33 protein-coding genes, 1 tRNA gene and 1 pseudogene are annotated in these 25,261 nt (G+C 72.6%); 15 read left to right on the forward strand and 20 right to left on the reverse strand.

Translation table 11 applies throughout. The features are described 5' to 3' along the window. Nucleotides 1-127 precede the first annotated feature (127 nt). The 6 genes from MICAU_RS32100 to MICAU_RS24855 form a co-directional block, all read right to left on the reverse strand. Nucleotides 128-427 (reverse strand): HNH endonuclease, encoded by a 300-nt coding sequence (locus tag MICAU_RS32100; protein ID WP_041799098.1) that lies wholly within the window; start codon nucleotides 425-427, stop codon nucleotides 128-130. Nucleotides 428-526: 99 nt separating this feature from the next. Then, nucleotides 527-1,576, reverse strand: coding sequence for a hypothetical protein (locus MICAU_RS24840; protein WP_013288100.1), 1,050 nt, complete (start codon nucleotides 1,574-1,576; stop codon nucleotides 527-529). Between the two features lie 25 nt (nucleotides 1,577-1,601). Further along, nucleotides 1,602-1,874, reverse strand: a complete 273-nt coding sequence (locus tag MICAU_RS24845) for a hypothetical protein (RefSeq protein ID WP_013288101.1) — start codon at nucleotides 1,872-1,874, stop codon at nucleotides 1,602-1,604. Continuing rightward, nucleotides 1,858-2,139: a hypothetical protein gene (locus MICAU_RS24850; RefSeq protein WP_013288102.1), complete on the reverse strand. Its 282-nt coding sequence runs from the start codon at nucleotides 2,137-2,139 to the stop codon at nucleotides 1,858-1,860. Before MICAU_RS24850 ends, MICAU_RS24845 begins: the two co-directional genes overlap by 17 nt. 627 nt (nucleotides 2,140-2,766) lie before the next feature. Beyond that, nucleotides 2,767-2,943 (reverse strand): hypothetical protein, encoded by a 177-nt coding sequence (locus MICAU_RS32300; protein ID WP_244879671.1) that lies wholly within the window; start codon nucleotides 2,941-2,943, stop codon nucleotides 2,767-2,769. A 74-nt stretch (nucleotides 2,944-3,017) separates the two neighbouring features. Continuing rightward, nucleotides 3,018-3,308 (reverse strand): hypothetical protein, encoded by a 291-nt coding sequence (locus MICAU_RS24855; protein ID WP_013288104.1) that lies wholly within the window; start codon nucleotides 3,306-3,308, stop codon nucleotides 3,018-3,020. A gap of 502 nt (nucleotides 3,309-3,810) precedes the next feature. On the opposite strand from MICAU_RS24855, the gene MICAU_RS24860 reads away from it, so the two are divergent. After that, nucleotides 3,811-4,596, forward strand: a complete 786-nt coding sequence (locus MICAU_RS24860) for a helix-turn-helix domain-containing protein (RefSeq protein ID WP_041799099.1) — start codon at nucleotides 3,811-3,813, stop codon at nucleotides 4,594-4,596. Beyond that, on the forward strand, nucleotides 4,587-4,778 hold the full coding sequence (locus MICAU_RS24865; protein WP_041799100.1) for a DUF397 domain-containing protein: 192 nt from the start codon (nucleotides 4,587-4,589) through the stop codon (nucleotides 4,776-4,778). Before MICAU_RS24860 ends, MICAU_RS24865 begins: the two co-directional genes overlap by 10 nt. Before the next feature lie 55 nt (nucleotides 4,779-4,833). Here MICAU_RS24865 and MICAU_RS33250 read toward each other — a convergent pair whose 3' ends face one another. The 4 genes and pseudogenes from MICAU_RS33250 to MICAU_RS32105 all read right to left on the reverse strand — a co-directional run. Beyond that, the gene (locus MICAU_RS33250; RefSeq protein WP_013288108.1) at nucleotides 4,834-5,592 is read right to left on the reverse strand and encodes a helix-turn-helix domain-containing protein; all 759 of its coding nucleotides are present in this window, start codon (nucleotides 5,590-5,592) and stop codon (nucleotides 4,834-4,836) included. Beyond that, nucleotides 5,589-6,218 carry a helix-turn-helix domain-containing protein gene (locus MICAU_RS31565; RefSeq protein WP_013288109.1) on the reverse strand — a complete coding sequence of 210 codons (630 nt, stop codon included), beginning with the start codon at nucleotides 6,216-6,218 and terminating at the stop codon, nucleotides 5,589-5,591. Before MICAU_RS31565 ends, MICAU_RS33250 begins: the two co-directional genes overlap by 4 nt. 2 nt (nucleotides 6,219-6,220) lie before the next feature. Next, nucleotides 6,221-6,505, reverse strand: a complete 285-nt coding sequence (locus tag MICAU_RS24880; protein WP_013288110.1) for a hypothetical protein — start codon at nucleotides 6,503-6,505, stop codon at nucleotides 6,221-6,223. A gap of 98 nt (nucleotides 6,506-6,603) precedes the next feature. Continuing rightward, nucleotides 6,604-6,774 (reverse strand): annotated as a pseudogene (locus MICAU_RS32105) (single-stranded DNA-binding protein); the annotation flags it as partial. Nucleotides 6,775-7,059: 285 nt separating this feature from the next. Between MICAU_RS32105 and MICAU_RS24890 the strand changes: the two are divergent. Both MICAU_RS24890 and MICAU_RS24895 read left to right on the forward strand, forming a co-directional pair. Then, the gene (locus MICAU_RS24890; RefSeq protein ID WP_013288112.1) at nucleotides 7,060-7,470 is read left to right on the forward strand and encodes an HPF/RaiA family ribosome-associated protein; all 411 of its coding nucleotides are present in this window, start codon (nucleotides 7,060-7,062) and stop codon (nucleotides 7,468-7,470) included. A 154-nt stretch (nucleotides 7,471-7,624) separates the two neighbouring features. After that, entirely contained in the window at nucleotides 7,625-8,641 is a 1,017-nt protein-coding gene (locus MICAU_RS24895; RefSeq protein WP_041799101.1) for an alpha/beta hydrolase, read from the forward strand. A gap of 63 nt (nucleotides 8,642-8,704) precedes the next feature. Here MICAU_RS24895 and MICAU_RS24900 read toward each other — a convergent pair whose 3' ends face one another. Further along, entirely contained in the window at nucleotides 8,705-9,439 is a 735-nt protein-coding gene (locus MICAU_RS24900) for a hypothetical protein (RefSeq protein ID WP_013288114.1), read from the reverse strand. 170 nt (nucleotides 9,440-9,609) lie between these two features. On the opposite strand from MICAU_RS24900, the gene MICAU_RS24905 reads away from it, so the two are divergent. Together MICAU_RS24905 and MICAU_RS24910 are read left to right on the forward strand one after the other, a co-directional pair. Next, nucleotides 9,610-9,682 (forward strand) — tRNA-Arg (locus MICAU_RS24905). 89 nt (nucleotides 9,683-9,771) lie between these two features. Further along, nucleotides 9,772-10,395, forward strand: a complete 624-nt coding sequence (locus MICAU_RS24910) for a DNA topoisomerase IV subunit B family protein (RefSeq protein WP_013288115.1) — start codon at nucleotides 9,772-9,774, stop codon at nucleotides 10,393-10,395. A 458-nt stretch (nucleotides 10,396-10,853) separates the two neighbouring features. On the opposite strand, the gene MICAU_RS24920 is transcribed toward MICAU_RS24910, so the two are convergent. Continuing rightward, nucleotides 10,854-11,300: a hypothetical protein gene (locus tag MICAU_RS24920; protein WP_157547423.1), complete on the reverse strand. Its 447-nt coding sequence runs from the start codon at nucleotides 11,298-11,300 to the stop codon at nucleotides 10,854-10,856. A 391-nt stretch (nucleotides 11,301-11,691) separates the two neighbouring features. On the opposite strand from MICAU_RS24920, the gene MICAU_RS24930 reads away from it, so the two are divergent. Continuing rightward, nucleotides 11,692-12,159: an NUDIX domain-containing protein gene (locus tag MICAU_RS24930; protein WP_041799105.1), complete on the forward strand. Its 468-nt coding sequence runs from the start codon at nucleotides 11,692-11,694 to the stop codon at nucleotides 12,157-12,159. Nucleotides 12,160-12,220: 61 nt separating this feature from the next. Here MICAU_RS24930 and MICAU_RS24935 read toward each other — a convergent pair whose 3' ends face one another. Both MICAU_RS24935 and MICAU_RS24940 read right to left on the reverse strand, forming a co-directional pair. Further along, nucleotides 12,221-12,757, reverse strand: a complete 537-nt coding sequence (locus MICAU_RS24935; protein WP_013288119.1) for a barstar family protein — start codon at nucleotides 12,755-12,757, stop codon at nucleotides 12,221-12,223. Between the two features lie 90 nt (nucleotides 12,758-12,847). Further along, a complete protein-coding gene (locus MICAU_RS24940) occupies nucleotides 12,848-13,576 on the reverse strand; it encodes an SDR family oxidoreductase (protein ID WP_013288120.1) in 729 nt (242 codons plus the stop codon). 75 nt (nucleotides 13,577-13,651) lie between these two features. Between MICAU_RS24940 and MICAU_RS24945 the strand changes: the two genes are divergently transcribed. Beyond that, nucleotides 13,652-14,011 (forward strand): MerR family transcriptional regulator, encoded by a 360-nt coding sequence (locus MICAU_RS24945; protein WP_013288121.1) that lies wholly within the window; start codon nucleotides 13,652-13,654, stop codon nucleotides 14,009-14,011. Between the two features lie 27 nt (nucleotides 14,012-14,038). On the opposite strand, the gene MICAU_RS24950 is transcribed toward MICAU_RS24945, so the two are convergent. The 3 genes from MICAU_RS24950 to MICAU_RS24960 form a co-directional block, all read right to left on the reverse strand. Continuing rightward, a complete protein-coding gene (locus tag MICAU_RS24950) occupies nucleotides 14,039-14,890 on the reverse strand; it encodes a hypothetical protein (RefSeq protein WP_013288122.1) in 852 nt (283 codons plus the stop codon). Between the two features lie 146 nt (nucleotides 14,891-15,036). Continuing rightward, nucleotides 15,037-15,447, reverse strand: a complete 411-nt coding sequence (locus MICAU_RS24955; protein WP_013288123.1) for a TIGR03618 family F420-dependent PPOX class oxidoreductase — start codon at nucleotides 15,445-15,447, stop codon at nucleotides 15,037-15,039. A 41-nt stretch (nucleotides 15,448-15,488) separates the two neighbouring features. After that, on the reverse strand, nucleotides 15,489-15,929 hold the full coding sequence (locus MICAU_RS24960) for an Rv0361 family membrane protein (protein WP_013288124.1): 441 nt from the start codon (nucleotides 15,927-15,929) through the stop codon (nucleotides 15,489-15,491). A 74-nt stretch (nucleotides 15,930-16,003) separates the two neighbouring features. On the opposite strand from MICAU_RS24960, the gene MICAU_RS24965 reads away from it, so the two are divergent. The 5 genes from MICAU_RS24965 to MICAU_RS24985 all read left to right on the forward strand — a co-directional run bounded on the left by MICAU_RS24965 (nucleotide 16,004) and on the right by MICAU_RS24985 (nucleotide 20,809). Next, nucleotides 16,004-16,804 (forward strand): class I SAM-dependent methyltransferase, encoded by an 801-nt coding sequence (locus tag MICAU_RS24965; RefSeq protein ID WP_013288125.1) that lies wholly within the window; start codon nucleotides 16,004-16,006, stop codon nucleotides 16,802-16,804. A 148-nt stretch (nucleotides 16,805-16,952) separates the two neighbouring features. After that, the gene (locus MICAU_RS24970) at nucleotides 16,953-18,119 is read left to right on the forward strand and encodes an ATP-binding protein (RefSeq protein WP_013288126.1); all 1,167 of its coding nucleotides are present in this window, start codon (nucleotides 16,953-16,955) and stop codon (nucleotides 18,117-18,119) included. Continuing rightward, nucleotides 18,109-19,305, forward strand: a complete 1,197-nt coding sequence (locus tag MICAU_RS24975; protein WP_013288127.1) for a hypothetical protein — start codon at nucleotides 18,109-18,111, stop codon at nucleotides 19,303-19,305. Before MICAU_RS24970 ends, MICAU_RS24975 begins: the two co-directional genes overlap by 11 nt. Further along, nucleotides 19,275-19,991, forward strand: a complete 717-nt coding sequence (locus tag MICAU_RS24980; RefSeq protein ID WP_013288128.1) for a response regulator transcription factor — start codon at nucleotides 19,275-19,277, stop codon at nucleotides 19,989-19,991. The genes MICAU_RS24975 and MICAU_RS24980 overlap by 31 nt, the downstream gene beginning before the upstream one ends. Before the next feature lie 74 nt (nucleotides 19,992-20,065). Beyond that, nucleotides 20,066-20,809, forward strand: coding sequence for a hypothetical protein (locus tag MICAU_RS24985; RefSeq protein ID WP_013288129.1), 744 nt, complete (start codon nucleotides 20,066-20,068; stop codon nucleotides 20,807-20,809). A gap of 46 nt (nucleotides 20,810-20,855) precedes the next feature. Here the strand turns inward: MICAU_RS24985 and MICAU_RS24990 are convergent, their stop codons facing one another. Further along, the gene (locus tag MICAU_RS24990; RefSeq protein ID WP_013288130.1) at nucleotides 20,856-21,608 is read right to left on the reverse strand and encodes a lysophospholipid acyltransferase family protein; all 753 of its coding nucleotides are present in this window, start codon (nucleotides 21,606-21,608) and stop codon (nucleotides 20,856-20,858) included. A 99-nt stretch (nucleotides 21,609-21,707) separates the two neighbouring features. Here MICAU_RS24990 and MICAU_RS24995 point away from each other — a divergent pair, with 99 nt between their 5' ends. Both MICAU_RS24995 and MICAU_RS25000 read left to right on the forward strand, forming a co-directional pair. Further along, the gene (locus MICAU_RS24995) at nucleotides 21,708-22,367 is read left to right on the forward strand and encodes an alpha/beta hydrolase (RefSeq protein WP_013288131.1); all 660 of its coding nucleotides are present in this window, start codon (nucleotides 21,708-21,710) and stop codon (nucleotides 22,365-22,367) included. A 9-nt stretch (nucleotides 22,368-22,376) separates the two neighbouring features. After that, entirely contained in the window at nucleotides 22,377-22,766 is a 390-nt protein-coding gene (locus MICAU_RS25000; protein ID WP_013288132.1) for a VOC family protein, read from the forward strand. 6 nt (nucleotides 22,767-22,772) lie between these two features. Here the strand turns inward: MICAU_RS25000 and MICAU_RS25005 are convergent, their stop codons facing one another. Beyond that, nucleotides 22,773-24,833 (reverse strand): amylo-alpha-1,6-glucosidase, encoded by a 2,061-nt coding sequence (locus tag MICAU_RS25005; protein ID WP_013288133.1) that lies wholly within the window; start codon nucleotides 24,831-24,833, stop codon nucleotides 22,773-22,775. Further along, a complete protein-coding gene (locus MICAU_RS25010) occupies nucleotides 24,833-25,204 on the reverse strand; it encodes an SCP2 sterol-binding domain-containing protein (RefSeq protein ID WP_013288134.1) in 372 nt (123 codons plus the stop codon). The genes MICAU_RS25005 and MICAU_RS25010 overlap by 1 nt, the downstream gene beginning before the upstream one ends. Nucleotides 25,205-25,261: the final 57 nt, after the last annotated feature.

The following is a 25,261-nucleotide window of genomic DNA, read 5'->3' on the forward strand; positions in this document are numbered from 1 at the left end:
TAACACACGGTAGTTAGGGCGGGAGCGCCGGAGAACACGGCATGGCTCGCAGCCAGGAACGCCATGCCGGATAGGTAACGGGGTTTGCTCGACGAGGGCCCGTCCCCACCCCTCCCGGCTTCGTCACTCAGAGTGATCCGGGATGCCGCTCGGATGGACGCTCGCGCCTCGGCCTCGCGCGCCTCGCCTCGGCTGCCTCGGCTGCGGTCTTCTGTCCGTGGCAGTAGGTGCACAGGGCTTGAAGGTTCGCGTCGCGGTGGTCGTCGCCGCGCTGAATGTGGTCAACCTGGTTGGCCGGAGCGTTGCACCGCTCGCCCGTGCTGAACACCTGGCGGCACCTGTAGCCGTCACGGCGAAGGACGCGGGCGCGACGGGTGGCCCAGTCGCGGGGAAGGCGGGCTCGTCTGGTTGACCCCTCCCAACTCACAGGGGGTGGCCTTTCTCTTGGCAGGGGCAGGCTTTTCGAGGCCCCCCAGGTACGGCGAACGCCCCCAGGTGGTCCCGGGGGCGTCCGTGCGGGGGTAGGTCAGGCTTCCGTCTCGTGCGCCAGCGGTCGCCCGCCGTGGTAGCGGTCCCGGTAGCGCTGCTTCGACTCTTCCGGCGCGTCGGCCCAGATGCGACGCCAGGCATCACGCGACTGCGCGAATCCGCCGGGAAGGTAGATCGTGTCGGGGCCGGGAACCACCGTCGGGTCGCAACGGCGAAGCTGGCCGAGTGCGTCGCGGGCCTGGCCGAGAAGGTCGGCCGGGCTTCGGTGGTACCTCTCGGCGCTTCGGTAGAGCTGCGTCTTCGAGCTTTCGAGAAGATCGCCTGCGATCCTCATCCGCTGGTGCTCCGACACCCGTACGCCGTCCTTCTTCAGCCCGGCGGCGATCTCCAGCGACCGCCACACGGCGATGACGTCGAGGAGGGCTTCCGCTCCGGCCACCTTCTCGGCGGCGGCCTGAAGGGCGTCGGCGGCGTCCTCCAACTGAGGGGCCCAGCGTTCGACCATCGCGGCGGCGTACTGCGGGGCGTACTTCTCGGCGAGCTGGTCGGCCTTCCTCGCGGCGGTCGACGCTTCGGCGCGGCACCTGTCCACCACGCCGGACAGGACGGCGACCTCCCGGGCCTCGGCCTCCTCGCTGATCGCCGCGGGGATCGGCGGGCGGCGCTTGCCCTGATGGACAGCGGCGGAGGCATCCCGAATCGCGGCAGCCTCCGCAGCGCGGGAAGCCTGGGCGGTGTCGCGGTAATCCGCGACCGCGTCCACGGCGTCACGCCATGCGGCGTCGAGGCGGTCGAACTCGGCCATCGCTGCGGCATGGTCCTCAGGCACCTCGACGCCGGTCGGCGGGGCCAGGGGCTGAGTCGGGTCGCGGAACTCGCCGTCGTCGTGGTGGTGGCTCGCGGTCGGCGGGCGCGGCGGCATCTGCGCGGCAACTGCGGCGGCGTCGAAGGCTGGGCCGGCGTGGTCGTTCGCCGCGCGACCGGGGCTCAGGGCCAAGGCGGGGCCGCCGTCGATCGGCTTCGGCAAGCCAGGAAGCGGGTCGGCCGGGGTGAAGGGCGCGGGGTCGAGCGGGGCGGGGTCGGTCACGGTGGGGTCTCCTTTGTGGGGTCGGTCAGGACGGGTCGGCCGTGAGGCGGAAGGTCCACACGCGCGGGCCGTTAATGAGCTTGTGGCGACAGAAGTCGATCCCCAGCGCCCGCAGCTCGGCCCGCGCCGCGCGGACGGATAACGCGGCGGCGGTCGGGCTCTTCCCGGCGGGGCCGTCGGGGATCTGGGCCCGGAACAGCTCGCGGAGTTGCCCGGCCGACGCCTGGTATTCGCCGCGCCCCTGAAGGACGCGCTCGGCGAGGGCGTGAACGACGCGGGGGTCAGGCTGCGCGGGCATCGGGCTCCTTCGCGGGAGGGGTCGGGGTACCGAAGAGGGCGGCGGCCTCGCGGTCGATCTGGGCCAGGGCCTCGCGGTCCTGGGCGATCACCGCGGACGTCTGTCGCCGAAGGAGGTCGAGCGCCTTCGCGCGGAAGCGGGCGTCGGCCTCGGCGCGGAGCCGGCGGGAGCGCCGCTGTCGGCACCGATCGCCACAAGTAATCCGCTCAGGGCCGGCGGCGGCCTGGGCGAGAGCACTCCCGCATTCCGGGCACGGCTCAGCCATGGCTCCTCCTCTCTATTTGTGAGTCACGTCAATTGCCAAAGAAAAAGGCGGGCCGAATGACCCGCGGAGAAAAGGAGAAGACCGCCGCCGGACCCCGGGCGGCGACGGCCCTCCTACAGTGCTCATGCGCCAGGGGTGGGTGTCGCGATCGATGGGCGCAGATACGCGCAGGCCCACGTCTCGCATAGGGCGTCAGAGTGCATATGCGCCAGCGGGCCGCGGAGTGTTCACGCGGGGCGCGGCGACGCGCGCCGGGCGGCGGCCGGGCGCGGCTATAAGCGCCGGGAAGGGCCGGCGACGGCGTCAGGAGTGACGAAGTGCTCCCAGTAGCTACACTCCTATATTTCTTCTTCTAGGAGGAGGAGTCTTAGAGGGGTAATAGGAGAGTGTAGCTACTGGGGTCACTTCGTCACTCAGACTTTTCCCGGCGCTCCCCCGGCGCAAATAGCGGCGGCCCGCTCAGACGCTCTCAGAATTGTTGGAGGGGCCTCGCCCTACCCGACCCCCAGGTCCGGCCCTGCCGTGAATTCCTAGGCTTTCCTACGGGGCCGCACGACCCGCGCACAGAGACCCGCCCCGGGCTCCTCGGGGAGCACGCGGGACGGGTCGGCGGCGGGGCGGGGTGCGCTATTCCAGTAGGTCAATCGCCCACCCTAGGAAGCGGTCCGTCAGGCCCTCCGGGACGGTCCCCGAGTCCTGGGCCGCGTAGTCGTCGATCGCGTCGGCGAGCTGCGCGCCGAGAAAGAGGATCAACCCCGCGCGGTTGCCTGCGTACGCGACACGCAGCTCTGTCACGGCGGTCATGCATGGCCAGGGACGGCCCGTCGCGCGGCACGTCCACGCCGGGCGGACCGGGGAGTGGTCGTCGGTCGGCGGGTTCACGCGCTCACCCCCGCGGCGGCCAGGCGGCGCGGGGCCGCGGGACGGCGGGGTGGGGCGTCGAGCTTGCGGACGCCGTCGGCGCGGACATACAGCGACCGGCGGGCGGTCGCGCCACCGTCCGGGCCGAGCTGGTAGCCGTCAACCCAGCGCCACCCGTCGAACGTCGACCACTCCAGCTCGCGGATTACGCGGAGCGTGATCGGGTGCGCGAACTGAGGTGACGCCGAGCGGGTCAGGTGAAGGACGTCGCCCGCGCGGAACACTGGCACGGCCGGCGGCGCACTCACCGCGGGCCCTCGTTGCGCCGGAAGACGGTCGTCGTCGCGGGGGAGGACGTCCACGCGTGGCCGTTCGTCGGGCGGCCGGCGGCCGGCGGCGGAGGCGAGTACCACGGGGTTACCTGGGCCCGGCGGCGCAACTTCAGACAGTAGCGCCAGGTCATCAGTCCGCACGAACAGGCCAGGCCGGGCGGGAACAGCCGTAGGCGGGGGCGGTGGAAACGGGAGGACAGGACGGCAGTCCGGTAGAGCCTCGGCTTCTTCCTGGGCACGGCGCGCTCCTCTCGTAGGACTGGGAGGGGGACCGCCCCGCGCGGGTGCCAGCCGGGCGAGACGGTCCCCTGACGGACACGGACACCGGACCCTCATCACGCCGGCCGTGCCGTCTGTTCCAGGTTGGACGGCGAGCCGCTACCGTCGGAAGACAAAGGCCCACGTTGAACCGGGTGCGATGGTGGTTGCGGGGGCGCGAAGGAAACGCCGGGAAGTCTGAAGGGGTGGTGAGGGCGCGGTGAAGTCTGGCGCTGACTTCCTATTGGCGGAGCTTCGCGCAGCTCGCACGGCACGCGGGATGAGTCAAGAGGACTTTGGGAAGCTCATCAATTATTCGGGCACGCACGTGGGCAACGTCGAGAGCGGCACTCGCCCCCTGAAGGCTGACTATGTGGCTGCCGTCGACCAGGCGCTCAACACGAACGGGCTGTACTCGCGTTTGCTGGAGCGGCTCGGCGCTCCGATCTGGCTTCGTGAGTGGATCGATGAAGAGCAGCGCGCCACGGCCCTTCGTTGGTATGAGCCAGCATGGATGCCCGGTCTGTTGCAAACGCCCGAGTACGCGCGGGCGACGCTTGCTGATGAGCTGTTGAGCGCGGATGTGGCCGACCGGCTCGTTACGGCCAGGCTCGCGCGACAGGCGCTGTTGCGGAGGGACCCGCCGCCGTTGGTGACGGTGGTTCTTGACGGCACGGTAATTCGGCGCGTGGGTGACGGACAGGAAAGTATGATCGCGGCGCAGCTCGCGTACCTCGCCGAGTGTGCCGAGTTGCCGCATGTGCAGGTGCACATCGTTCCGGAGAGCGTAGGGATTTACACGGGCCTGACGGGGCCCTTCGTGCTCGCCAGCCAGCCCGGCGGGGGCTGGGTGGCATGCGCGGACGGGCAGCTCACCGCGCAGATAACCGACCGGCCCGAGGACATTGCTACGCTCGAAAGGCGGTGGGACCGCATCTGCGGCGTGGCGCTCCCGCGCCGCGACTCCCTCGAACTCATCAGGAAAGCGGCAGGATCATGGACATGACCGGCGCGTCGTGGCGCAAGAGCACCCGCAGCGGCAGCAACGGCGGCAACTGCGTCGAGGTCGCCGACAACCTTCCCGGCGTCGTCGGCGTGCGAGACTCGAAGGACCCGGCCGGGCCGGCGCTCGCCTTTGAGCCTGCGTCGTGGCGGGCGTTCGTCGCCCAGGTTGCCGAGCGCGGCTGACCCAACTCGACCCCAGAGCGCCCCGGACCCACGCGGCCCGGGGCGCTCTTCTGTGTCAGGCGGCGGCCGGCGTCGGCACGCGCCGCGCGCGGCGGCGCGCTGGCGGCACCTTGTCGGCGGGCAGGTAGCGGCGGGCGGTGCGCTCGCTCACGCCCAGGCGTGCGGCGATCTGCGCGGGCGTCGCCCCGGGCGTCTCGGCGAGGACCGCCGCCACGCGCTCGGCGGTCGTGGGCGGTGCCGCCACCGGGACGGGCGTGGCCGGCGGCGTGCCGACAACGGCGACCAGCGGCAACGCCCGGACGCCGGGCGGGACCACGGGCGGGCGCGGGCGAGGTGTGGGCGTGGCCGGGCGAGTGGCGGGCGAGAGCGGGCTAGCAGCGGCCGGCGGCGGGGCCGCCACGGGCGAGGCGCTGGCGGCTACCGGGCGAGCGGCGGGCGTACGGGCGAAGACCAGCTTGACTAGCGCCGTGAACGCCAGGGCCGGCACGGCGGACAGCAGCCAGCCCGACGGGCTCGGCTTCGCCACGGCGAGCTGAGCGGCCAGCGAGAGACCGCCCCCGGCGACCAGCAAGGCGAGCGGGTAGCCGACCGGGGCCGCCGCCCGGCGACGACGCCGGATCTCCAGCAGGGCCGCCACGGGGACCAGCTCGGACACGACGGCGTTGACCCATCCGAAGGCGTCCGGCGTGCCCGCGGGCGTGTTCGCCATCGTCCAGTCGTGGACGTGTGTAAACGACGCCCAGCCGGACGCCCCGCCGACAACGACGAGGATTGCGACCAGTAGCGCGCCCTCGGCGCGCTCGGCCCGGGTCACACGACACCGCCCAGCGCCTCGCCGCGGCAGGGGCCGCAGTTGCCGGCGGGACTCCCCCGGTGCCGCGGACACTGACCCGCGCGGGGGTCGGTCGGGAGCGCGACGCCGCCCCGAAGGGAGCGGGCGCGCGGGGATGGTTCTTTAGGGTTCAAGGACGGTTCGTACGTCGTGGGCGACGTGTCGTTGCGTCGTGGGCGACGTGTCGTCGCGTCCTCGGCGACGCGTCGCCGGACCGGGGCGACGCTGACGACGCCCCGGTTATCCACAGGCTCTAGCAGCTCGGCCGGGCGGCCCGACTGCGGCTCGGCGAGGTTGCTCAGCTCGGCCGGCGTCTCCCGTCGGCGCTCGACCGCCAGGTCCCACACGACGGGCCGCCGGTCGGCCGGCATGTGCTGTACGTGGCGCTGGTTGCCGCGCCGGATCAGGCCCCGGCGCTCCAGCTCGGCTAGGTCACGCTGAACGGCCCGGACGCCCTTCCGGCCGTAGTGCGCCAGGCGGGTCTGAGACGGCCACGCGGCCCGGCCGTCCGGGTGCGCGTGGTTGGCGAGACCGATCAGGGTCACGAGGGCGGTAGGCGGGACCTCGGGGGCGTCGTTCAGCGCCCAGGAAACGGCTTCGATGGACACGCTCAGACCTCGGCGAGCATCGCGGCGAGGTCGACCACCGGAACGCCCAACTCACGGGCGAAGACCGGCTCCCAGAGGGCTTCAGCGCCGGGCAGCGCGACCATGACGTCCGCCCGCTCGATGGCGGCCTGATCCGCGGCCACGGCCCCGATCAGGTCGTCGGCGGTGTCCCCGATCGGGGAGGCGGTCACGACCTCGAAGCCGAGAGCGAGGATCGCAGCGACAGCGGCGGCCAGCGCGACGGCAGAGCGCGCGGGAGCGGTCAGGTACACGGTAGGATTGCGCATGGTCAGGGCCTCTTCCTGATCCGTGCCCCGGGGGGTGTTCCCGCACCCGCCGGGGCTCTCTTCTCGGTCGGCGGGCTGTTCGTGTGGCACTGCTTCACAACCCGCACCCGAAGGCTGTTGCCGTCGACCCAGCGGCCGCTGTCGCGGTCGAGCCGGCGGGCGGTCGAGGCGACCTTGAAGTTGGCCACCAGCGTTCCGCTCTGCGTGGTCCGGCGCCACTCCGGCGCGGTCAGCACGTTGCCGACGATCGTCACGTACGTATCGAACATCGCCCCTCCCAGGGATCGACTTGTCCCGGTGAGCGTCGGCCGGTCGCCCGGCCCGGACCACCCGCCGGCCCGGACCTGTGGACGACGGGCCGCCCTGTGGACAACCACCTGATCAAGGTCCCGGTCTGCTAGGCCGACCGGCCCTACGTGCCTGACCTGCGGCGACGCATGATCGAAAGGAACCGGCAAGCAGGCGTTCCGGAATCCCGCCGGTTGGGTAAGTACTTGATCAACCGAGAGAAAGGGAGCTCCCATGCTTCTCCGAGACGTCCGCGAGGCAGCGCGATGAGCGCCGTGGCGAACCCCGCGACCGTGGCCGAGTGCCTGCGGGTCGGCGCCGGGTTCTCCCAGGGCGACCGCAACTGGATCGCCGAGCAGTTCGCGACCCTGGACGCCCGGCTCGCCGGCTTCCACGCCGACGCCACCGAGCTGGAGGTGTCCGTCAAGGACCGCGAGGCCCGGGGCCAGAAGGTGACCCTGGAGTGCTGGGTCGCCGGGCGGCAGAAGATCGTCACCACCTCGACCGAGGAGGATCTGCACGCCGCGCTCAACGACGTCCGGGACGACCTGCGCCGCAAGCTCAACGACGCGAAGACCCGGCAGGAGCCGCGCCACAACAAGCACCTGCGCGCCGTCGACCAGCCCGAGGGCACCCCGTTGCAGGACGCCGAGCGCGAGGACGCCGAGACCGTCTGAAGTCCGGCACGGCCCGCCCGCACGGTGCCGGCGGGCGGGCCGTGCCGTTTGTTAACAAGGGGCCCTTCCTCTACCGGATGCGTTAACAAGGGCCCCCTCGTTACAACCCCAGCACCCCTACCGCCGGGTAGCAAGGCGGCGTACCGTCGCGGTCGTGGAACCGGACGTGCTGGGCGCCCCCTACGAGCGGCGGACGATCGAGCTGGGCACCGACGACGAGGGGCCGGTGGTCGCGACCCTGGTGCGGCGGCGCGCCGACCGCCCGACCGGCCGCGCCGTGCTCTACGTGCACGGCTTCGTCGACTACTTCTTCCAGACCCACGTGGCCGACTTCTTCGCCGAACGCGGCTGGGACTTCTACGCGCTCGACCTGCGCAAGTACGGCCGCAGCCTGCTCCCGCACCAGACCCCGAACTTCTGCCGCGACCTGAGCGACTACTTCCCCGAGCTGGACGCCGCCGCGGAGATCATCCGCGCCGAGGAGGGCCACGACACCCTGCTCGCCATGGGCCACTCGACCGGCGGCCTGATCATCTCGCTGTGGGCGCACGACCGCCGCGACGCCGGCCTGGTCGACGGCATCGTGCTCAACAGCCCCTTCTTCGACATCAACGCGCCCTGGATGGTCCGTCGACCCCTCGCGGCCGCCGTCTCCCGCCTGGGCCGCAGGGCGCCGCAGCGTGTGCTGCCGTTCGGCCTGGGCACCGTGTACGGCGAGAGCCTGCACGCCGACCACCGAGGCGAGTGGCGGTACGACCTGGCCTGGAAGCCGCTCGCCGGGTTCCCGGTGCGGGCCGGCTGGATCAACGCGATCCGCGCCGGTCAGCGTCGCCTGCGGGCCGGGCTGGACATCCCGGTGCCGGTGCTGCTCGCCTGCTCGACGCGCAGCTTCCGGGGCACGAAGTGGCACGACAGCGCGACCGGCGCCGACGCCGTGCTCGACGTCGAGCACATGGTGCGCTGGGCGCCCCGCCTCGGCCGGCACGTCACGCTCGCCCGCTTCGACGGCGGGCTGCACGACCTCACACTGTCCAGTCCCGGCGTACGCGAGAAGGTCTTCGCGGAGGTCGGACGGTGGGCGGAGGGATTCCTGCGCGCCGGGCCGACCGAGCCGGAGCCCACGACGCCGCCGGCCCCGCGGCGGCCGGCCGACGCGACCGCCGAGGGCTGAGGCCAGGCGTCCCGGCGGCGGGACGCCCGGCTCGGTCGGCCGTCCCGCCGCCGGACGGCCGGTTCAGTCGGCGACGACCGCCGTGAGCGCGGCGCGGATCCGGTCGAACGTGGCGATCGGATGGCCACCGGCCTGCGGCGGCAGCACCACGCCCAGGCAACGCAGCGCGGGCCCGCCGTCCGGCCCGGCCTCGACCGCGAACACCGGCGCGCCCACGTAGCCCGCGGGCAGCTCCGTCGTGACCCGCACCTCGCCGCCGTCGCGGGCGACCCGCTCGACCACCGCCTCCAGCGGCCGCGACCCGCCGTCGCCGACACCGAGGGCCAGCACGAACGCCGAGGCGGGCGCCGCGCCGATCCGGGCGACCGCTTCGGCCGGTGCGGCCACCGCCTCGGTGACCTGCTGGGTACGCCAGCGCCAGCCCCGATCGTCGGCGTAGCCGTGCAGACCGCCGGTCGGCATCGCGGCGAGCCCCAGTTCCGGCAGGTGCAGCCAGTAGTCGGCGAAACCGGGCAGGTCGATCGGCTCGTCCGCCCCCTCGGCCGGGTCGGTGACGCTCGGCCGCAAGCCGATCTCGCCGTACGCGCGGTCGGTCAGCGCGTCGGCGGTGAGCAGCCACTCGTGCGCGATCTCGCCGTCGTCGGTGGCGCCGACCAGCTCGCTGTAGAAGAAGGCGGTGCCGAGCACGCCCGCCGGAGCGCCCGGCGCATCCGAGCCGGTGAGGGGCAGGATGGCCCGCCCGAGGAGCTGGCACAGCTCGAAGACGATCTCGTTCTCGGTTTCCTGGTCGAGCAGCATCCGACGAGGGTACGGATCGCGTCCCGCCCGGCCCGCGCCGGACCCGCCGCAACTGTGGTGCCGGTCCGGGCCCCGGCGTGGGACGCTGAGGGGCGGAACGGACGCGCCGACCCGTACCCCCGGGCACGCGGGGAGCGGCGGTACCCTCTTGGCGCGACGACCGTCGGCGCGCGCCCGTAGCTCAGCGGATAGAGCAGGGGACTTCTAATCCCAAGGCCGCAGGTTCGAATCCTGCCGGGCGCACCTCACCACCGTGAAGCCAAGTCGGCCGAAGACGAGACGTCCTGTCATGCCGATAGCCGCGTGGGCCTCGGCTGGATAGCGTGGGTGGCGTGACGGAGCCTGACTACAGCCTCGCGAAGATCAGGGTCCTGGAGTTCGACGAATCCGTACGCGAGCGACCCGGTATGTATTTCGGGGTAGGCAGGGACGATCCGCGTCTGGCGACTCGGGTGCTGTGCGCGGTCGTGGGGCACGCGTTTCACCCGGCAACCATTGTCGCCGCGAGCCACACGCCCGACGTCGTAGCGGAGATCAACGCTGACCTCATCTTCTCGGTGACCGACGACCAGGCGGACGTCCTGACCGGCCGGGGCATGCCGAAGCTCGGCTACCACGGCTCGCTGCTCACCAGCGAGCGCTGGTCGAGCGCCGCGGCGGCGGCAGTGAGTTCGCAGACCACTGTCGAAGTCTGGCGACACGGCCACGGCTTTCGGCAGCGCCTCGTCGGCTTGCGGCCGGTCGAGCCACCTGCGGAGTTCGCCGCTCCCGCCGGAGCCGGTACCCGTGTGGCCTTCGTCCTCGATCCCGCCTACTTCGGCTCGGCCGCGATCACCACCGATATCGCCAGCCTCGACGTACACGGCCCGGACTGCACCAATACCATCGGGTCCGGCAAGGTCGTCATTCGGGACCGCAGAGAGCGGAGTCGCCCGAACGAATACCGGTGTGCCTGACTGCGGGCATCCGGATCTGCCGCCGTCGCCGAGTTCGGAGACGCTGTCGTGCAACAGCCTCAGCCCGTCCAACCCGGCCATGCCGCTGCCCTCGAAGCCCAGCCCCATCTCGTCGAAGTGGGCGGCCAACTCCTCCGCGAGGTGCGCTGCGGGGTCGAGCTGATCCAGGAACCGCTTATGGGCCGGCGTAATGAACACCGTCAGGTCATGGACGTTGTTGACGGCCGCTGACTCGGCATCGAACTCCGACTGCTCCAGGTCTACGTCGCGGTCCTCCAGATAGCTCAGGACGTGCAGCACGCAGTACCCCGACCAGTCGTACGCTTCCTGGAGTTCGCGGCCGTGTTCGGTCAGGTACGAGCGAAGTGACGAGGACGAGGTGCGGGCCGACCGAGCCAGCTCGGGGACGCTGCTCCTGGGGACCGAGGTCAGTGACACGACAGCAGACAAGACAGGCCTCAGAGATGCCGCCGCAGATCACCCGCTGCGGCTATCAGAACCACCGGACCGTGGGTGTCGCACAGGCCGACGCCGACACAGATACTCCGATCTTCAAGGTGCCACGCGGACACCTCCGACACGATTCCGGCGAGGAACCCGGGAAGTTCAGGCACCGCCTCGCCGCGCACCATGCTGTCCATGAACGGCCGGAGGTCGACGCTCACTGGTGGTCCCCAGAATTCGCTCACTGCCGCTTCAAGGCCGGCGCAGTCCTGCTCGAAGCGCTCCAGGACCTCGACCACGTGTCCGTTGTCATCGAACTCTTCGCTGGCACTCAAGTACAGGACCAGGTAGTCGTCTCCCACGACCCGCGAAGCGGCGGTATCGGGACCGGGTAGAGGTTGCGTTGCGAGATCAAGCGTCCGAAGGTCGAGCACCCGCTCCACGCTGCCGGTGAGATCCACAGCCCCGGACTCTAGGCGTTCCGCGATCTCCCCTCAGTCCCGAGGCCGAGGTTCGACACAACCCCCGGGCCATCGGCCTAGCCTTGGAGCCGCTGCGCCCAGTACACCTGCCCGTCCGGACCCATGTAGACGAGGGCCAGCAGCAGGTCGGACATCTGAACCGGAGCGGTCGCCATCAACGTTTCCGGGTCAGGCTCCTCGACGTACGGGAAGAGCGCGACGAAAGTGACCGGGGATGCCGTGGAGAGGCCGGGGCGGGGTCTGCCAGGAGAGCCGGCCGAGCACCAACTGGTCACGTCCGGAGGCGAACGGAGCGGATCCGTTCTCACCGAGTGCGGCCTGGGCCGCCTCGTTCGTCACGAAGGCGACGCGCAGGGGCTACCGTGCCCTGATGGCCATCTCCCCGCACCTGGCCCGGCTCCGCACGATGATCGGCCACGAGTTGATCCAGATGCCGTCGGTCTCGGTCGTCGTCGTCGACGAACGCGCACGGGTCCTGCTCGTACGTCATGCCGAGGACGGGAACGGGTGGGCGGTGCCCGGCGGCGCTGTCGACATCGGAGAGTCCCCGGCCCAGGCGGCCGTGCGCGAGATCCGCGAGGAGATCGGCGTGCGGATCAGCCGGCCGCGGCTGCTGGACGTGCTCGGCGGCCCCGACTACGAGGTGAGCTACCCGAACGGCGACCGCGTCGCCTACGTCACCGCGGTCTACCAGGCGACCATCGCCGACGGAGAGCCGCTCCCCGACCACGACGAGATCAGCGAGCTGGACTGGTTCACCCCACCGCAGCTAGCCGGTGCCGATCTCAACCGCTTCTCCCGGGCTCTGCTGCGGGCCACCGGTCACCTCGCCGGTTGACGGCCACCGCTCCTCGCAGGCCGCTCCGCCGCCGACGGTCGACCGAAAGGCAGCTTCCCGGTCAGTCCGGTCGGCGGTTGGCGTCCGCCCACTCCGCGTCGTTCCAGAGCGCGGGGACCGCGCCGACCGGCTGGAACCGGATCTGCGGATCGTTGCTCTGCACGAGACACATGAGACGGCGGCCGATCAGGCTTGCGCTTCGGGAGTGACACGCCATCGTGTCCAGCACGATCTGGGCGGACCGCGGGCAGTGCGTGGCGAACGTGTCGTAGCCGGTGAACACGAGGACGAGCCCGGCCGCCTCGGGCGTCCACCCGTACTCCTGGCTCACCACGTCGCGCATGCAGTCGTTGAGGGCATCGAGGTTGTGCCCGTAGTAGCCGGGGAACCCGAGCACGGCGGCCATGTCCCGGTGCATGGCCTCCTCGGTCGTCCAGCCCGAGGCGTCCAGGTGGGTGACCTGGTAGCCGTGATCACGCAGCCATCCGGTCGTCCGATCGAGGATCGACGAGCGCCAGAAAAGAGTCACCGGCGTATTGCTCATGAGGCGGAAAGCCCGGTCCCCGCTGAGATCGGCTTCCGCGTCGAAGGCGGCCACGACCGGGAGAGTACAGCCATGCCCGTACGCGAGTACGACGCTCCTCGACGGCGTCTTCCCGGCCGTCGAGGAGCGCGGCCGGTAGGCCGATCAGGCCGCCGTCAGCGCCGCCAACGCCCGGTCCATCGCGGCGTTGAACTCCTCCGGCGTCAGCGTCAGCCGGGACTTGACGTCGCGGCTCCACTGGTCGGCCAGCACCTCGGCGGCACCCGCCTCGACGCCGTCGAGCGCCGCGTCGGCCAGGTCGGACGGCGCGATCTTGTCCACGAGCCAGCCGGCGGACATGTCGGTGTCGGCCAGGCCGAGGTGTACCGCCGTCACGAGCGTGCCCTGGTCGGCGAGTTCCAGGCGTACGCCGTTCGTCATCGCCCACGCGGCGGCTTTGGTCAGGTGGTACGCGCCTGCGCCTCTGGTCCCGAACCACGACATGGCGGAGAGCACGTTCACGATCGCGCCTCCGCCGTTGCGGGCGAGTGCCGGCGCGAATGCGCGGATCATCTCCAGGTGGCCGAGCACGTTGGTGTCCACCTCGTGCCGCACCGCGTCCAGTGAACCGGCCACCAGGTCGGTTCCGGTCTGGATCCCGGCGTTGTTGACGAGCAGCGTGACGTCCGGGGCGGCAGCGGCGACGGCGCGTACGGATGCGGGACTGGTGATGTCCAGCGGCAGCACCTCCACGCCGGGCAGGTCCACGGTCTCGGGCCGGCGTGCGGTCGCGTAGACCTTGTGGGCGCCGCGTTCGAGCAGGCGCTGGGCGAAGGCGCGGCCCAGGCCACGGTTGGCTCCGGTGACGAGGGCGACCGAGTTGTTGATGTCCATGCCCGGTACGCTAAAACCTGACGTCGACGTCAGAGGCAAGTGTTCATCGCCGAGACCGGGGTGAGAGGAGTCACCGTGACCGAGCCGCTGATCCGCATCGGCGAGGTGGCGCGCGACGCAGGTGTGTCGGTGCGGGCCGTGCGCTACTACGAGGAGCAGGGTCTTCTCTTCCCCAGGCGCAGCGCGTCCGGTCAGCGCCTCTACCGGCCGGACACGGTCACGCTGGTGCGCTTCATCCAGCAGATGTACGCGGCGGGCCTGACCAGCAGCCGGATCGCCGAACTCCTGCCGTGCTGGGACGCCGGGCACACCGACCCCGGGCAGCGGGCCATGCTGCGCGCCGAGCGCGAGCGCATCCAGGCCAAGGTCGACGACCTCCGGGCCGCGCTGGACCGCCTCGACGAGGTCATCGCGATCACCGACACGCACCCGTAGGCGCGGCCCGCCGGACGCCGTGGGTTCTCAGCGGCCCGCGGTCTCGCGGTGGGCGCGCAGTGCACCGGCGACCGCCAGCCCCACGCCGCCGAGAGCGACAGCCGTCTCCACTGCCGAGGACACCTGAAGGGCGCCTCCCGGAGCAGCACCCACGCTCATCATGATTCCCGGTTGCAGGAAGGCGTCCTCGGCGGGCCTGACCAGCGGCCACCAGCTCGCCCAGGCGGCGGCGAGATCGGCGCAGACCCGCACGGCGACCAGCGACAGCAGGACCATCCCCGCCGGGAGGAGCCCACGCCGGTCGCCCCGCCGTCCGGACCACGCCAGCACCCCGGCCGTCACCAGCACGGCGAGCAACGCCGGCCACACCGCCGCGAACAGGTCGGGCAGCGGCGGTTCGCCGGGCGTCAGCGCCACGCTCGCCACGCACCAGACGAGCACTGCCACCGCCAGGACCGTCGTCACCACACCCCGCCGCCCGCCGCGTGCCGGCAACGCCGACACGGCAGCGCCAAGCAGGAGTACGCCGAGAGCCAGGCCCCCGGCTGTCAGCCGCTGCCGGTCGATGCCGTACTGCCAGCTCTCCAGCAGGTACGCCCCCGCCCCAGCCTGGCCCCGTGCCGGCTCGCCCACCTCCGCCACCTGTTCCCGGTACCGGTGCAGGTTCGCCACCGCCACCAGGGCGAACAGCCCGGCACCGGCGGCGACGCCCCACTTCACCCGGGGCATGGCGGTGGCGGTGAACGCGTGGCCGGCCAGCGCAGCCAGCGTGACCACTGCCCACAGAAGCGACGCCTCCCGCATGGCGAGCAGCGCCGCTCCGACCGCCAGCAGCCCGGCCACCACCGCGGCGACTCGCAGACCCGACGACAAGCGCATGGCGCAGAGAGTGGCACAGGAATCCGGGCCGCGATGACCCGCCGGTTTCGTCGGTGGTCTCGGGCATGATCGCGTGCGCCGCCGTGCGGTGCCGGATCCCCGGACCGCGTCGGCGAACTGCGCCGCCAGGTCTTCGGGGCCGGGAACTAGCGTGCCGTTCCGGCGAGCAGCCACCGCCGGACGGGCACCTCCAGCAGCACGCGGTCCCCGTCCGGGGTGACCGGCTGCCGGATGTCCCATCCCCCGTACTTCTCCGCGAACGCCGCGACGACCCCGGGCGGGAAGCCGGCTCGGTGCAGGCGGGCGGTGCCCTCCGCGACGACCGGGTGGACCCCGTCCTCCAGGGCGAGTGAGACGCGGGGGTCGGCCGCCACGTTGCGGGCCTTGACGCTGCGCGCCTCGCAGCCGATCCACCAGACGCCGTCGGCGTAGACGAACCACACCGGCGTGACGTGCGGGGAGCCGTCACGGCGCAGCGTGCAGAGCCAGACGTTGCGTTCGCGGGCGAGCCGGTCCGCGACGGCCGGCGGAAGCGGTGCGGTGGGAGGTGGGGCCATGCGACAAGTGGATCAGGTGCGCGCGGAGGCCCGCTACCGGCTCACTCGCAGATCCGCCACTCCCCGTCCTCCTTGACCATCGGGAACGACTGCGTCACGTTGGTGCCGACCGCCGGGGTGAAGCGGATGGTCGTCGACCCGCTCACCCGCCCGTTGTTGTTGGACACGTTCAGCCCGGTGATGTCGTAGCCGGTGAACTCCGGCTGAGAGGACTGCTGCCGGGTGAAGTCCGCCTCGCTGACCCGGTCGCGTACGCGGGTGCAGAGCTGCCGGTACGCGGCGGGATAGTCGCGGTCAACGATCGCCTCGGCGAACGTCTCCGCTGTGGACCGCGCCGGACCGGTGGCCTCCTGCACGGCCCGGAAGAGGAAGAAGCCGCCGAGCACACCGCCGGAGCAACAGATCGCCAGCACCACGCCCAGCACGATGAACAGGGTTCGCTTGGACTTCTTCGGCGGCACCATGGCCGGCTGGTATGCCATGCCCGGCAGGGTAGGCGGGCCGGGCAACCGCTAAAACGGATGCCCGTGCTCCGCTTCTCGGCGACCATCGATCGATGCCCGCACACCGCCCGGCCGAGCCGGACATCAGTCGCTACTACACCGAGATCTACGTCGAGGCCGACCGGCTGGAAGGGTCGCCGCAGGGCCGGCTGGAGGCACGGCGTACCCGGGATCTGCTCGCCCGGCTGCTGCCCGCCGCACCGGCGGACGTGCTGGACGTCGGCGGCGGTCCCGGGGCGTACGCAGGTCCGCTCGCGGCGGCCGGCTACCGGGTGCACCTGGTCGACCTGGTGCCCGCGCACGTGGCGGCCGCACGGTCGGCGTACCCGCTGGTCACGGTGTCGGTGGGTGACGCCCGCGCGGTGCCGTCGCCCGACGCGGCGGCGGACGCGACGCTGCTGCTCGGCCCGCTCTACCACCTGCCACGGCAGGCCGACCGGGTGGCGGCGCTGCGCGAGGCGGCGCGGGTGACCCGGCCGGGCGGGACGATCGTGGCGGCGGCGATCAGCCGCCACGCCGCGCTGATCGACCTGAGCGTGCAGGGCCGCCTCGACGAGGACAACCGGCGGTCGTTGCGCGCCCAGTACGAGACCGGGGTGAACGACCCGGCCACCGGCTTCACCACCGCGTTCTTCCACCGGCCGGAGGAACTGGTCGCCGACTTCGTCGCGGCCGGACTGCCCACCCCGGAGGTGTACGGGGTGGAGGGTCCGCTGTGGCCGCTGCTGAACGCGCTCGGCACCGGGCCGCACGAGCGGTTGTTCGCCGACGCGGTGGCCTGCGCCGAGACGTTCGAGCGGGACGCCGCGATCCTCGGTGCCAGCGCCCACCTGCTCGCCGCCGCGCGCCGCTGACCGCCGGGCCGGAGAGCCGGCTGCTTTACGCCGGAGCGAAACTCGTCAAGCACCAAGGGTGACCAGTTGCGACAAACCATGTTATTCTCCAGCGTCAATCTATGCCGCGCGGACCCGGCCGGGTCGCTGCCGGAAGGACATCCCCCCGATGCCGGTCGCTGCCGCCATGCCTCTGTCACGGGCCCCGCTGGCCCGCCCGGCGGGTGACGCGTTCAGCCTGATCTTCACCACCCTGCCGGCGCTGCTGCGGCTCACCTGCGGCCTGGTCGGCGCGGTGGTCGCGCTGGCGGTGCGTACGCCGCCGGTGCGGGTGGCGCTGCTGATCCCCGCGGTCGTCGTGCTGACCGCCTGGTCGGTCTGGTACGCGTTCCGCGCGTTCCGGCACGGCATCGGCGGCGCGCTGGTCGCCGGTGACGTGGCGCTGACCACCGCCGCCGCGCTCGCCGTCCCGTGGCTCGTCGCGCCGGAGGTGCTGCCGGGCGAGGCGAGCTGGATCGCGGTGCTGGCCAGCTCGACAGTCATCAACGCGCAGGCCACCGCCCCGGCCCACTGGTCCGTGCCGGCCGGCCTGCTGGTCACCGCCGCGTACGTCACCGGCACCACGCTGGCCGGCAACCCGGTCGAGGCGCGGGCGCACGCCGGGACGCTGCTGGTGCAGACCGGCAGCGCGGCGGTGATGACAGCGGTGATGCGCCGCCGGATCGCCCGTGCCGACGCCGCGTTCGCCGACTACCAGCGGTTGTCCCACGAGGCGGTGGTGGCGCGCGCCGCCCGCGAGGCCGAACGGCGGCAGAACCGCGACCTGCACGACACCGTGCTGGGCACGCTCACCATGGTCGGCCTCGGCGCGGTGCCCGACTCGGCGACGTTGCGCGAGCGGTGCGCGGACGATCTGCGTACCCTCTCCGCCCTGGCGGGTGCGCGGACCACCACCGCGGCCGGCGAGGCCGACCTGGACGAACGGCTGCGCGAGGTGCTGGCCGGGACGGCGGTGACCGCCACGCTTGCGCCGTGCCGGCTGCCGGCGGAGGTCGCCACGGCGCTCGCCGACAGCGCCGCCGCCGCGCTGGCGAACGTGGCGCGGCACGCGCCGGGGGCGGCCGCGTCGCTGCGTCTGGCCCGCGAGGGCGGCACCGTCGTGGTCGAGGTGGTCGACGACGGTCCCGGTTTCGACCCGTCCACGGTCCCGGCCCACCGGTACGGGCTGCGCGAGTCGATCCACGGGCGGATGAGCACTGTGGGCGGCCGGGCGGTGGTGACTTCCGCCCCTGGCGCCGGCACCCGGATTCGGCTGGAGTGGTCCGATGTCGAGTGAGTCGGGCACGGCGGTGACGGCCGCCCCCGCGCTGCGCCCGCTGCCCCGGCCGCGGGCGGCGACGCGCTCCGGAGCGGTCACCGCCCCGCCCGAGGCGCACGCGGTGGCCGACGCGTCGGACCGGGGCGCGCGGGTCGCCGCGATCGTCATCGCCGCGGCCTGGCACCTGGCTGTCGCGTTGCCGGCCGTGCTGCGGGCCGGGCAGGGGATGGCGGCCCCGGCCGTGGTGGCGGCGGGCTGGCTGGTGACCGCGCTGGTCGGGGTCGGAACCGGGGTACGCCTGCTGCGCGGCGGGCTGCCGGCGGCCGGGCCGCTGGCACTGGCGCTGCTGGTGGTCGACGCGGCGGTGGTCGCGGGCGCCGGCGAGCGGTTCCTGTTCAGCACCGCCAACTGGGTGTGGGGCGGCCTGGCCTGGTTCTTCCTGCTGGTGCTCTGGCGGCGGCCGGTGCGCTGGCTGCTGCTCATGCTCGCCGCGCACGGCACGATCGCGCTGGTCGCGGTGGTGCTGTACGGGGCGACCGCCCCGGCCGACCTGAGCCGGACCGCGATGTACGTCTACGGCACCTCCACCCTGCCGGTGGCGGTCTTCGTCGGCGCGGCGGCGATCACCGCGCAGGCCCGGGACCGGGCCGCGACCGCGGCGGCGACGCTGGCCGTGGCGGCGGAGCAGGAGGCGGCCGAGCGGGCCCGCACCGAACGGCAGGCGCGGCTCGCACTGGTCAGCGGCACCGCCGAGGAGGTGCTGGCCGAACTGGCGGCGGGCGACGCCGACCCGGCCGACCCGGCGGTACGGCGACGCGCGGTGCTGGCCGCGGCCCGGCTGCGCCGGCTGATCGCCGAGTCCGACGACGTGCCGGACGCGCTGCTGCACGAACTGCGCGCGGCGGCCGACCTGGCCGAGCGCAACGGACTGCCGATCGACCTGGTGTCGGTCGGTACCCCACCGGAGCTGCCGGTGGAGATCCGGCGCGGGCTGGCCGACCCGCTCACCGCAGCGCTCGCCGCGGCCGAGGGCTGGGCGCGGCTCACGGTGGTGGCGGGCCCGGACGAGGTGGTGGTCAGCCTGGTGACACCGGATCACGACGGCCCGGACGAGCCGGCGACCGGCGGGGACGGGCCGGTGGAACACCTGCACGAGCGGGACGGGGAGATCAGATGGACGCAGACCCGCTGGCGGCGGACGTGAACGCCGGAACCCCGATCGGGGTGGCGATCGTGGACGACCATCCGGTGGTGATCGACGGGGTGCGCGCCTGGCTGGCCGGCGAACCCCGGTTGCGGGTGCTGGCCACCGGCGACGACCCGGACGAGGTGCTGCGGGCCGCGCCGGACGCCGAGGTGGTGCTGCTCGACCTGCGCCTGCACGGCCGGATGGTGCTGGACAAGCTGGCCGAGCTGAGCGCGGCCGGGCGCCGGGTGGTGGTCTACTCCGAGCACAGCGACCCGCAGACCATGCTCGCCGCGCTGGACGCCGGGGCGGTCGCGTTCCTGGCCAAGCACGAGGGGCGCGAGCACTGCGTGGCGACGGTGCTGGCGGCGGCGAGCGACCGGCCGTACGTGCCGCCGGCGCTGGCCGGGGCGATGGTCGGTGACGCCCGTCCGGACCGTCCGTCCCTGTCGGACAAGGAGCGCGAGGCGCTGCTGCTGTGGTTCCAGTCGATGTCGAAGGCATCGGTGGCGCGCCGGATGCAGATCAGTGAGCACACCGTGAAGCAGTACGTCGACCGTGCGCGGATCAAGTACACCCGAGCGGGCCGTCCGGCCGCCACGAAGGCGGCGCTGCTCGCCCGGGCGATCGAGGACGGACTCGTCCGACCGGAAGATATCGGCATCTACCGGTCGCAGGCTTCGGCCGACCGGCCGACCCCCTAACAGGTGTCATGACAGTCACCCCAGGAATCGGGCAGGCTCACCGGTACCGCCAACCGTCATCGGGAGGTCGTACCGTGCCGGAGGACGCCACACCCTTCTTCGTCGGACCGCATCGGTTCGACGCCGACGACGACCCCACCCGTCCCGTGCTCGACCGGCGTTACGAGCTGGTGCCCGAGCCGGGCGAACGCCTGCTCGGTCAGCACGTCCTGCGCGTCGCCGGTCACCTGCTCGGCCCGACCGAGGACGTCCGCTGCTGGTCGCTGCCCGCCCCGGCGACGATCACCGTGACCGAGCGCCAGCTGGCGTACGTCTGCACCGGCTCGGACCTGTCGGTGGTCTCCGGGCGGGACAGCCGGGCGGCCGCCCGGCACCGGCGTCCGGTCCGGCTGTCCCGCCTGGTCAGCGGGCAGATCCGCTGGCAGTGGCCGTCCCGGCTGGAGCTGGCCGAGGTGGGCGACGGCATCGGCGAGCTGCGCATCGTGTGCGACGCGCTGCGCACCATCCGGCAGCCGGCGCTGGCGCTGACCGGCCCGGTCGGTCAGGTGGCCGCGCTGGCCCGGCAGGTACGCCGCTCGGTGGCCGGTTTCCGGCTCGCCAACGCCGAACTGGTGGACCTGTCCCCGCCGGAACGGGACGTCCTCGCCGTCCGGGCGGCCGCCTCCCCCGGCCCGACGCTGGGCACCGTGACGCTGCCGGGCTCGCTGCCGGTGGAGTTCCTGTCCCGCGACGACTACTACCGTCCGCCGGAGGACGAGGCGTCGCCGTGGGCGTGGTCCGGCTTCCCGGCCCACGGCCAGCCCGGCTCCGCCTGCTGACGGTCCCCCGTCACGGGCGGCCGGCCGGCCGGGCGCGCGGGCGCGGTCAGGAGGCGCTGCGGGTGCGGCGCTCGGACCGGTCCAGCTCGACCGCCTCCTCCGGGGTCGGCGCGCTGCCGCCCAGGTGGGCCGGCTGCCACCAGGTGTCGTCCGGGCCGGACGGCTTGTCCGGGTACTCCCGTTGGGCCCGGTCGACGAGCGCCGACAGGCGGGTACGCAGGTCGGCGGTCATGGCCGTGGCGTCCGGGTAGGCGGACGGGTCCATCGGCTCGCCGACGATGATGGTGATCGGCGTGTGCCGGCGGGTCAGCGTGCGCGGGCGGCCCTTGGTCCACAGCCGCTGGGTGCCCCAGAGCGCGACCGGCAGCAGCGGCACGTCCGCCTCCTGCGACATCCGGGCCGCGCCGTTCTTCAGGTCCTTGACGGTGAAGGAGCGGCTGATCGTCGCCTCCGGGAAGACGCCGACCACCTCGCCCCGGCGCAGCGCGCCGACAGCGGCGGCGTACGACCCGGCGCCGGCGGCCCGGTTGACCGGGATGTGCTTCATGCCGCGCATCAGCGGACCGGAGACGCGGTGCCGGAAGACGCTGTCCTTGGCCATGAACCGGACCAGCCGCTTGGCCGGGTGCGCGCCGTAGCCGCAGAAGATGAAGTCGAGGTAGCTCACGTGGTTGGACGCGAGCACCGCGCCGCCGGTGTGCGGCACGTGCTCGCTGCCGGACACGTCCAGGCGCAGGTCGAGGAGCCGGAACATCGTCTTCGCGGCGGTGATCACAGGGGGGTACACGAGTTCCGACATGTCGAAACTTTACCCCGAGTAGGTTACGCGACCGTAGGGCCGATCTGCCCTCGGCAGACCCGGGTCGCGCACCGGCCCGGGCCCGGCGACGATGGCGTCATGACCGAACGCGCGGTGCTGCTCTGGATCCACGGCGGAGGCTGGCGGGCCCGCGCCGAGGAGGACGGGGCCGCGCTCGCGTCGCTCGGGCTGCGCGTGGTCGAGGCCACGTACCGGTTCTCCCACCAGGCGCGCTGGCCCGCTCAGCTCGACGACGTCCGCGCCGCGGCCCGGGCCGCCCGGGCCGCGGCGGGCGGCCTGCCGCTGCTGGTGGCCGGTGACTCGGCGGGCGGGATGCTGGCCCTCCAGCTCGGCCTGCGCGGGGTGGACCGGCCCGGCGACGTGGCGGGCGTGCTCGCGTACTGGGCCCCCGTCGACCCGCTCGACCCGGAGCAGCGGCGCCGGCGCGCCCCCGGCGACGACCCGTGGACGGACCTGCTGGGCCACCCGCCGGCCGCCGGTGACCCGGCCACCGCCGACGCGACGGTCGCCACCCACCTCGGCTCCGGCGTGCCGGTGCTGCTGGTCCAGGGCCGCGACGACGTGGCGGTGCCGGCCGCCCAGCCGGTCGAGCTGACCGGCTGGCTGCTCGCCGCCGGGCACCCGGCGCATCTGTGGCTCACCCACGGCGGGCACGCGCTCGACCTGGCCCGGCCCGACCTGCGCGCGGCTGCCGCCGCGTTCCTGGACAGCGTCCTGCCCGCCGTCGCGGGCCACTAGGTTCGAGGCATGCCCGATCTCGCCGCGATCGTCATCCACTGCCGCGACCCCTACCTGCTGGCCCCGTTCTGGAGCGCGGTCACCGGGCTGCCGGTGGTCGAGGCGGACCAGGTGAAGCTCGCCGAGGGCACGCTCGCGCCGACCGAGGCGGTGCTGCTGCACGATCCGCACGGGCGGCGTCCGGACCTGTGGATCAGCCCCGCCGACGTGCTGCCGGAGCCCGGCCGGATCCACCTCGACCTGGTCGGCGACGCCGAGGAGCGGGCCGCGGTGCTGGAGGCGGGCGCGACAGTCGTCCGCGAGCTGCCGCGCTGGACCGTGCTGGCCGACCCGGAGGGCAACGAGTTCTGCCTGCTCCCGCCGAACGAGGCGCACACGGCGTCGCCGCCCGGGCACTGAGCCGGCTCAGTCGGCCAGTTCCTCGATGTTGAGCCGACCTCGGGCGAACGCGTCCACCCGGCCCCAGCGACCAGGGATGTCCAACACCTCGATCCGTCCCATGCCCACCGGCAGCCGTGGGTCGACAGCCAGGTGCTGCTCGTGCGGCTCCAGACCGAGCATGGTGCGCAACAGCAGCAGCGGCGCCCCTGTGGACCAGGCCTGCGGGCTGCACGCGGTCGGGTACTCCACCGGGAACTTGGTCAGCTCGCGCGGGTAGCCGCCGAACGCCTCCGGCAGCCGGCCGTCGAAGTAGGTGGCCGCGTCGAGGATGCCGTTGGCCACCGTGGCGGCCTCCTCGGCGAAGCCGTACCGGCGCAGACCCCAGGCGACGAACGAGTTGTCGAACGGCCAGATCGTGCCGTTGTGGTAGCCGATCGGGTTGTAGCGGACCTCGCCCTCGGCCAGCGTCCGCACCCCCCAGCCCGACCAGAGCCGGGGACCGACCAGATGCTCGGCGACCTTCGCCGCCCGCTCGTCGTCCACGATCCCGCTCCACAGCAGGTGGCCCATGTTGGAGCTGAGCACGTCGCACTGACGCCCGTCCGGGTCCAGCGCGAGCGCGTAGAAGCCGCGGTCGGCGACCCACCAGTCGTTGTTGAAGCGCCGCTTCAGCTCCGCCGCCTCGCGTTCCAGCTGATCGGCGTACGCGGGGTCGTCCCAGAACAACCGGGCCATCCGGGCGGCCCGCATCTTCGCGTCGTACGCGTACCCCTGCACCTCGCAGGTGGCCCGGGGGAACGGCGGCAACGTGCCGTCGGCGTACGAGATGGAGTCCCACGAGTCCTTCCAGCACTGGTTCTCCAGGCCGGTGTCGGTGTTGCGCCGCTCGTACCAGATGTAGCCGTTGCCGAGCAGGTCGGCGTAGTCGTCGACCCACTTCAACGCCGCCCGGCACTCCCGTTCCAGCTCCTTGACCAGCGCGCCGTCGCCGCTCCACCGCTCGTACTCGTCGAGCAGCACCACGAACAGCGGCGTCGCGTCCACCGAGCCGTAGTACGGCGAGTGCGGCTGCTCCTCGAACGCGGCGGTCTCGCCGTACCGCATCTCGTGCAGGATCCGGCCCGGATCCTCGTCCCGGAAGTCGTCGAACCGGGTGCCCTGGAGCGCGCCGAGGATCCGCAGCGTGGTCTTCGACATCTCCGGCGCGAACGGCAGCACCTGGAGGCAGGTGAGAATGCTGTCCCGGCCGAACATGGTCATGAACCAGGGCAGGCCGGCCGCGGGCAGCGTCTGCCCGCCGAGCGACAGCGGCGAGAAGCGCAGCGCCGCGAGGTCGACGAGGCTCCGCCGGTACGTCGCGGCGAGTTCCTCGTGCTCGCTGTTCAGCTTCGGTGCCCGGCTGATCCACTCCTCCAGGTCGTGCTGGAGCGCGAGCCGCTCGGTGCCGTGCGCGCGCAGCCCCATCCGCAGGTCCCGGCCGCCGGGGCCGATCGCGAACGTCTGCACGTCGATGACCGCTTCCCACTGCTCGTTGGGTTCCAGCCGGATGCTCCAGGCGAAACCACGCTGGTCGTAGCGGGCCGGCTGGTTGGCGGAGACGAGCGTCTCGCGCCGGAAGTTGCCCCGCCGGTAGCCCAGGCGCAGCCGGTCCGACTCGGCCTCGGCGTAGTGTTCGCCCTTCTTGTTCAGGATCTCGTCCTTGACCTGGAACAGGTCGGCGAAGTCCGATCCGGCGTCCATCCGGATCTCCAGGTCGACCGGCTTCTCGTCGTGGTTGAGGATGGTCAGCGTCTCGCGGAAGCTGCCGCCGACCGCCCGCTCCCGGATGACCGACAGCTTCGCGTCGATGTAGTGCGTGGCCATGCCGGGCACCAGGAAGAACCGGGCCTCGTAGTACTGGAGGTCGTCGTAGGACAGCGCGTTGAGCCGCTCGCCGTTGATCGTGAGCACCCATTTCGACAGGTACCGCGTGTCGAGCGAGAACAATCCGGTCGGCTCGCTCGGTGTGGCCTCGATGTCGCCGGTGTCCTCGCACACCACGAACGTGTTGCCGTCCAGGATCCGGACGGAGTTGCTACCGGGCATCAGGCACCCCTCCCGCCGAACGTGTGGTGCGGTCCCCGGGAGTCCGGCGGACCGGGGAAGACCCGCTCGACCTGCAACATGAGCCGCAGGTCGCCGACGACTGTCATGTCGCCCCGCAGCAGCGCCGCGACGGCGTTCTCCTCACCGCCGACCAGCTCGGCGAACAGGCGCGGCTCGGTACCGACCACCGTGTCCGCCTCGCCGTCCTCCTGCCGGACCCGCAGGTTGCCGTGATCGATCTCCAGCAGCCAGTGCGTGGTGTGCGGGCCCTCGTGCAGGTCGAAGCGGAGCGTTCCGGATGTCTTGACCAGCAGCGGCTCGAACCCCCGCCGATCCAGGTCCTCGAAGAATCTCGTGGTCATGTCCACCATCCGGGCGACTCCTCCCGCGATCCGCGGTCTACCTGTCGAGGCTCGTGTCCCCACCCG

Source organism: Micromonospora aurantiaca ATCC 27029 (assembly GCF_000145235.1).
Lineage (GTDB): Bacteria > Actinomycetota > Actinomycetes > Mycobacteriales > Micromonosporaceae > Micromonospora > Micromonospora aurantiaca.

What these genes read in the sequence shown, in the direction of transcription:
- MICAU_RS25000 (WP_013288132.1), top strand. Translation starts at nt 22,377, where the DNA reads ATGCCCGATCTCGCCGCGATCGTCATCCACTGCCGCGACCCCTACCTG.
- MICAU_RS24980 (WP_013288128.1), top strand. Translation starts at nt 19,275, where the DNA reads ATGGACGCAGACCCGCTGGCGGCGGACGTGAACGCCGGAACCCCGATC.
- MICAU_RS24965 (WP_013288125.1), top strand. Translation starts at nt 16,004, where the DNA reads ATGCCCGCACACCGCCCGGCCGAGCCGGACATCAGTCGCTACTACACC.
- MICAU_RS24940 (WP_013288120.1), bottom strand. Translation starts at nt 13,576, where the DNA reads ATGGACATCAACAACTCGGTCGCCCTCGTCACCGGAGCCAACCGTGGC.
- MICAU_RS24960 (WP_013288124.1), bottom strand. Translation starts at nt 15,929, where the DNA reads ATGGCATACCAGCCGGCCATGGTGCCGCCGAAGAAGTCCAAGCGAACC.
- MICAU_RS24995 (WP_013288131.1), top strand. Translation starts at nt 21,708, where the DNA reads ATGACCGAACGCGCGGTGCTGCTCTGGATCCACGGCGGAGGCTGGCGG.
- MICAU_RS24845 (WP_013288101.1), bottom strand. Translation starts at nt 1,874, where the DNA reads ATGCCCGCGCAGCCTGACCCCCGCGTCGTTCACGCCCTCGCCGAGCGC.
- MICAU_RS24865 (WP_041799100.1), top strand. Translation starts at nt 4,587, where the DNA reads ATGGACATGACCGGCGCGTCGTGGCGCAAGAGCACCCGCAGCGGCAGC.
- MICAU_RS24970 (WP_013288126.1), top strand. Translation starts at nt 16,953, where the DNA reads ATGCCGGTCGCTGCCGCCATGCCTCTGTCACGGGCCCCGCTGGCCCGC.
- MICAU_RS25010 (WP_013288134.1), bottom strand. Translation starts at nt 25,204, where the DNA reads ATGGTGGACATGACCACGAGATTCTTCGAGGACCTGGATCGGCGGGGG.
- MICAU_RS32300 (WP_244879671.1), bottom strand. Translation starts at nt 2,943, where the DNA reads ATGACCGCCGTGACAGAGCTGCGTGTCGCGTACGCAGGCAACCGCGCG.
- MICAU_RS24975 (WP_013288127.1), top strand. Translation starts at nt 18,109, where the DNA reads ATGTCGAGTGAGTCGGGCACGGCGGTGACGGCCGCCCCCGCGCTGCGC.
- MICAU_RS24955 (WP_013288123.1), bottom strand. Translation starts at nt 15,447, where the DNA reads ATGGCCCCACCTCCCACCGCACCGCTTCCGCCGGCCGTCGCGGACCGG.
- MICAU_RS24880 (WP_013288110.1), bottom strand. Translation starts at nt 6,505, where the DNA reads ATGCGCAATCCTACCGTGTACCTGACCGCTCCCGCGCGCTCTGCCGTC.
- MICAU_RS24850 (WP_013288102.1), bottom strand. Translation starts at nt 2,139, where the DNA reads ATGGCTGAGCCGTGCCCGGAATGCGGGAGTGCTCTCGCCCAGGCCGCC.
- MICAU_RS24990 (WP_013288130.1), bottom strand. Translation starts at nt 21,608, where the DNA reads ATGTCGGAACTCGTGTACCCCCCTGTGATCACCGCCGCGAAGACGATG.
- MICAU_RS25005 (WP_013288133.1), bottom strand. Translation starts at nt 24,833, where the DNA reads ATGCCCGGTAGCAACTCCGTCCGGATCCTGGACGGCAACACGTTCGTG.
- MICAU_RS24890 (WP_013288112.1), top strand. Translation starts at nt 7,060, where the DNA reads ATGAGCGCCGTGGCGAACCCCGCGACCGTGGCCGAGTGCCTGCGGGTC.
- MICAU_RS24950 (WP_013288122.1), bottom strand. Translation starts at nt 14,890, where the DNA reads ATGCGCTTGTCGTCGGGTCTGCGAGTCGCCGCGGTGGTGGCCGGGCTG.
- MICAU_RS24900 (WP_013288114.1), bottom strand. Translation starts at nt 9,439, where the DNA reads ATGCTGCTCGACCAGGAAACCGAGAACGAGATCGTCTTCGAGCTGTGC.
- MICAU_RS24930 (WP_041799105.1), top strand. Translation starts at nt 11,692, where the DNA reads ATGGCCATCTCCCCGCACCTGGCCCGGCTCCGCACGATGATCGGCCAC.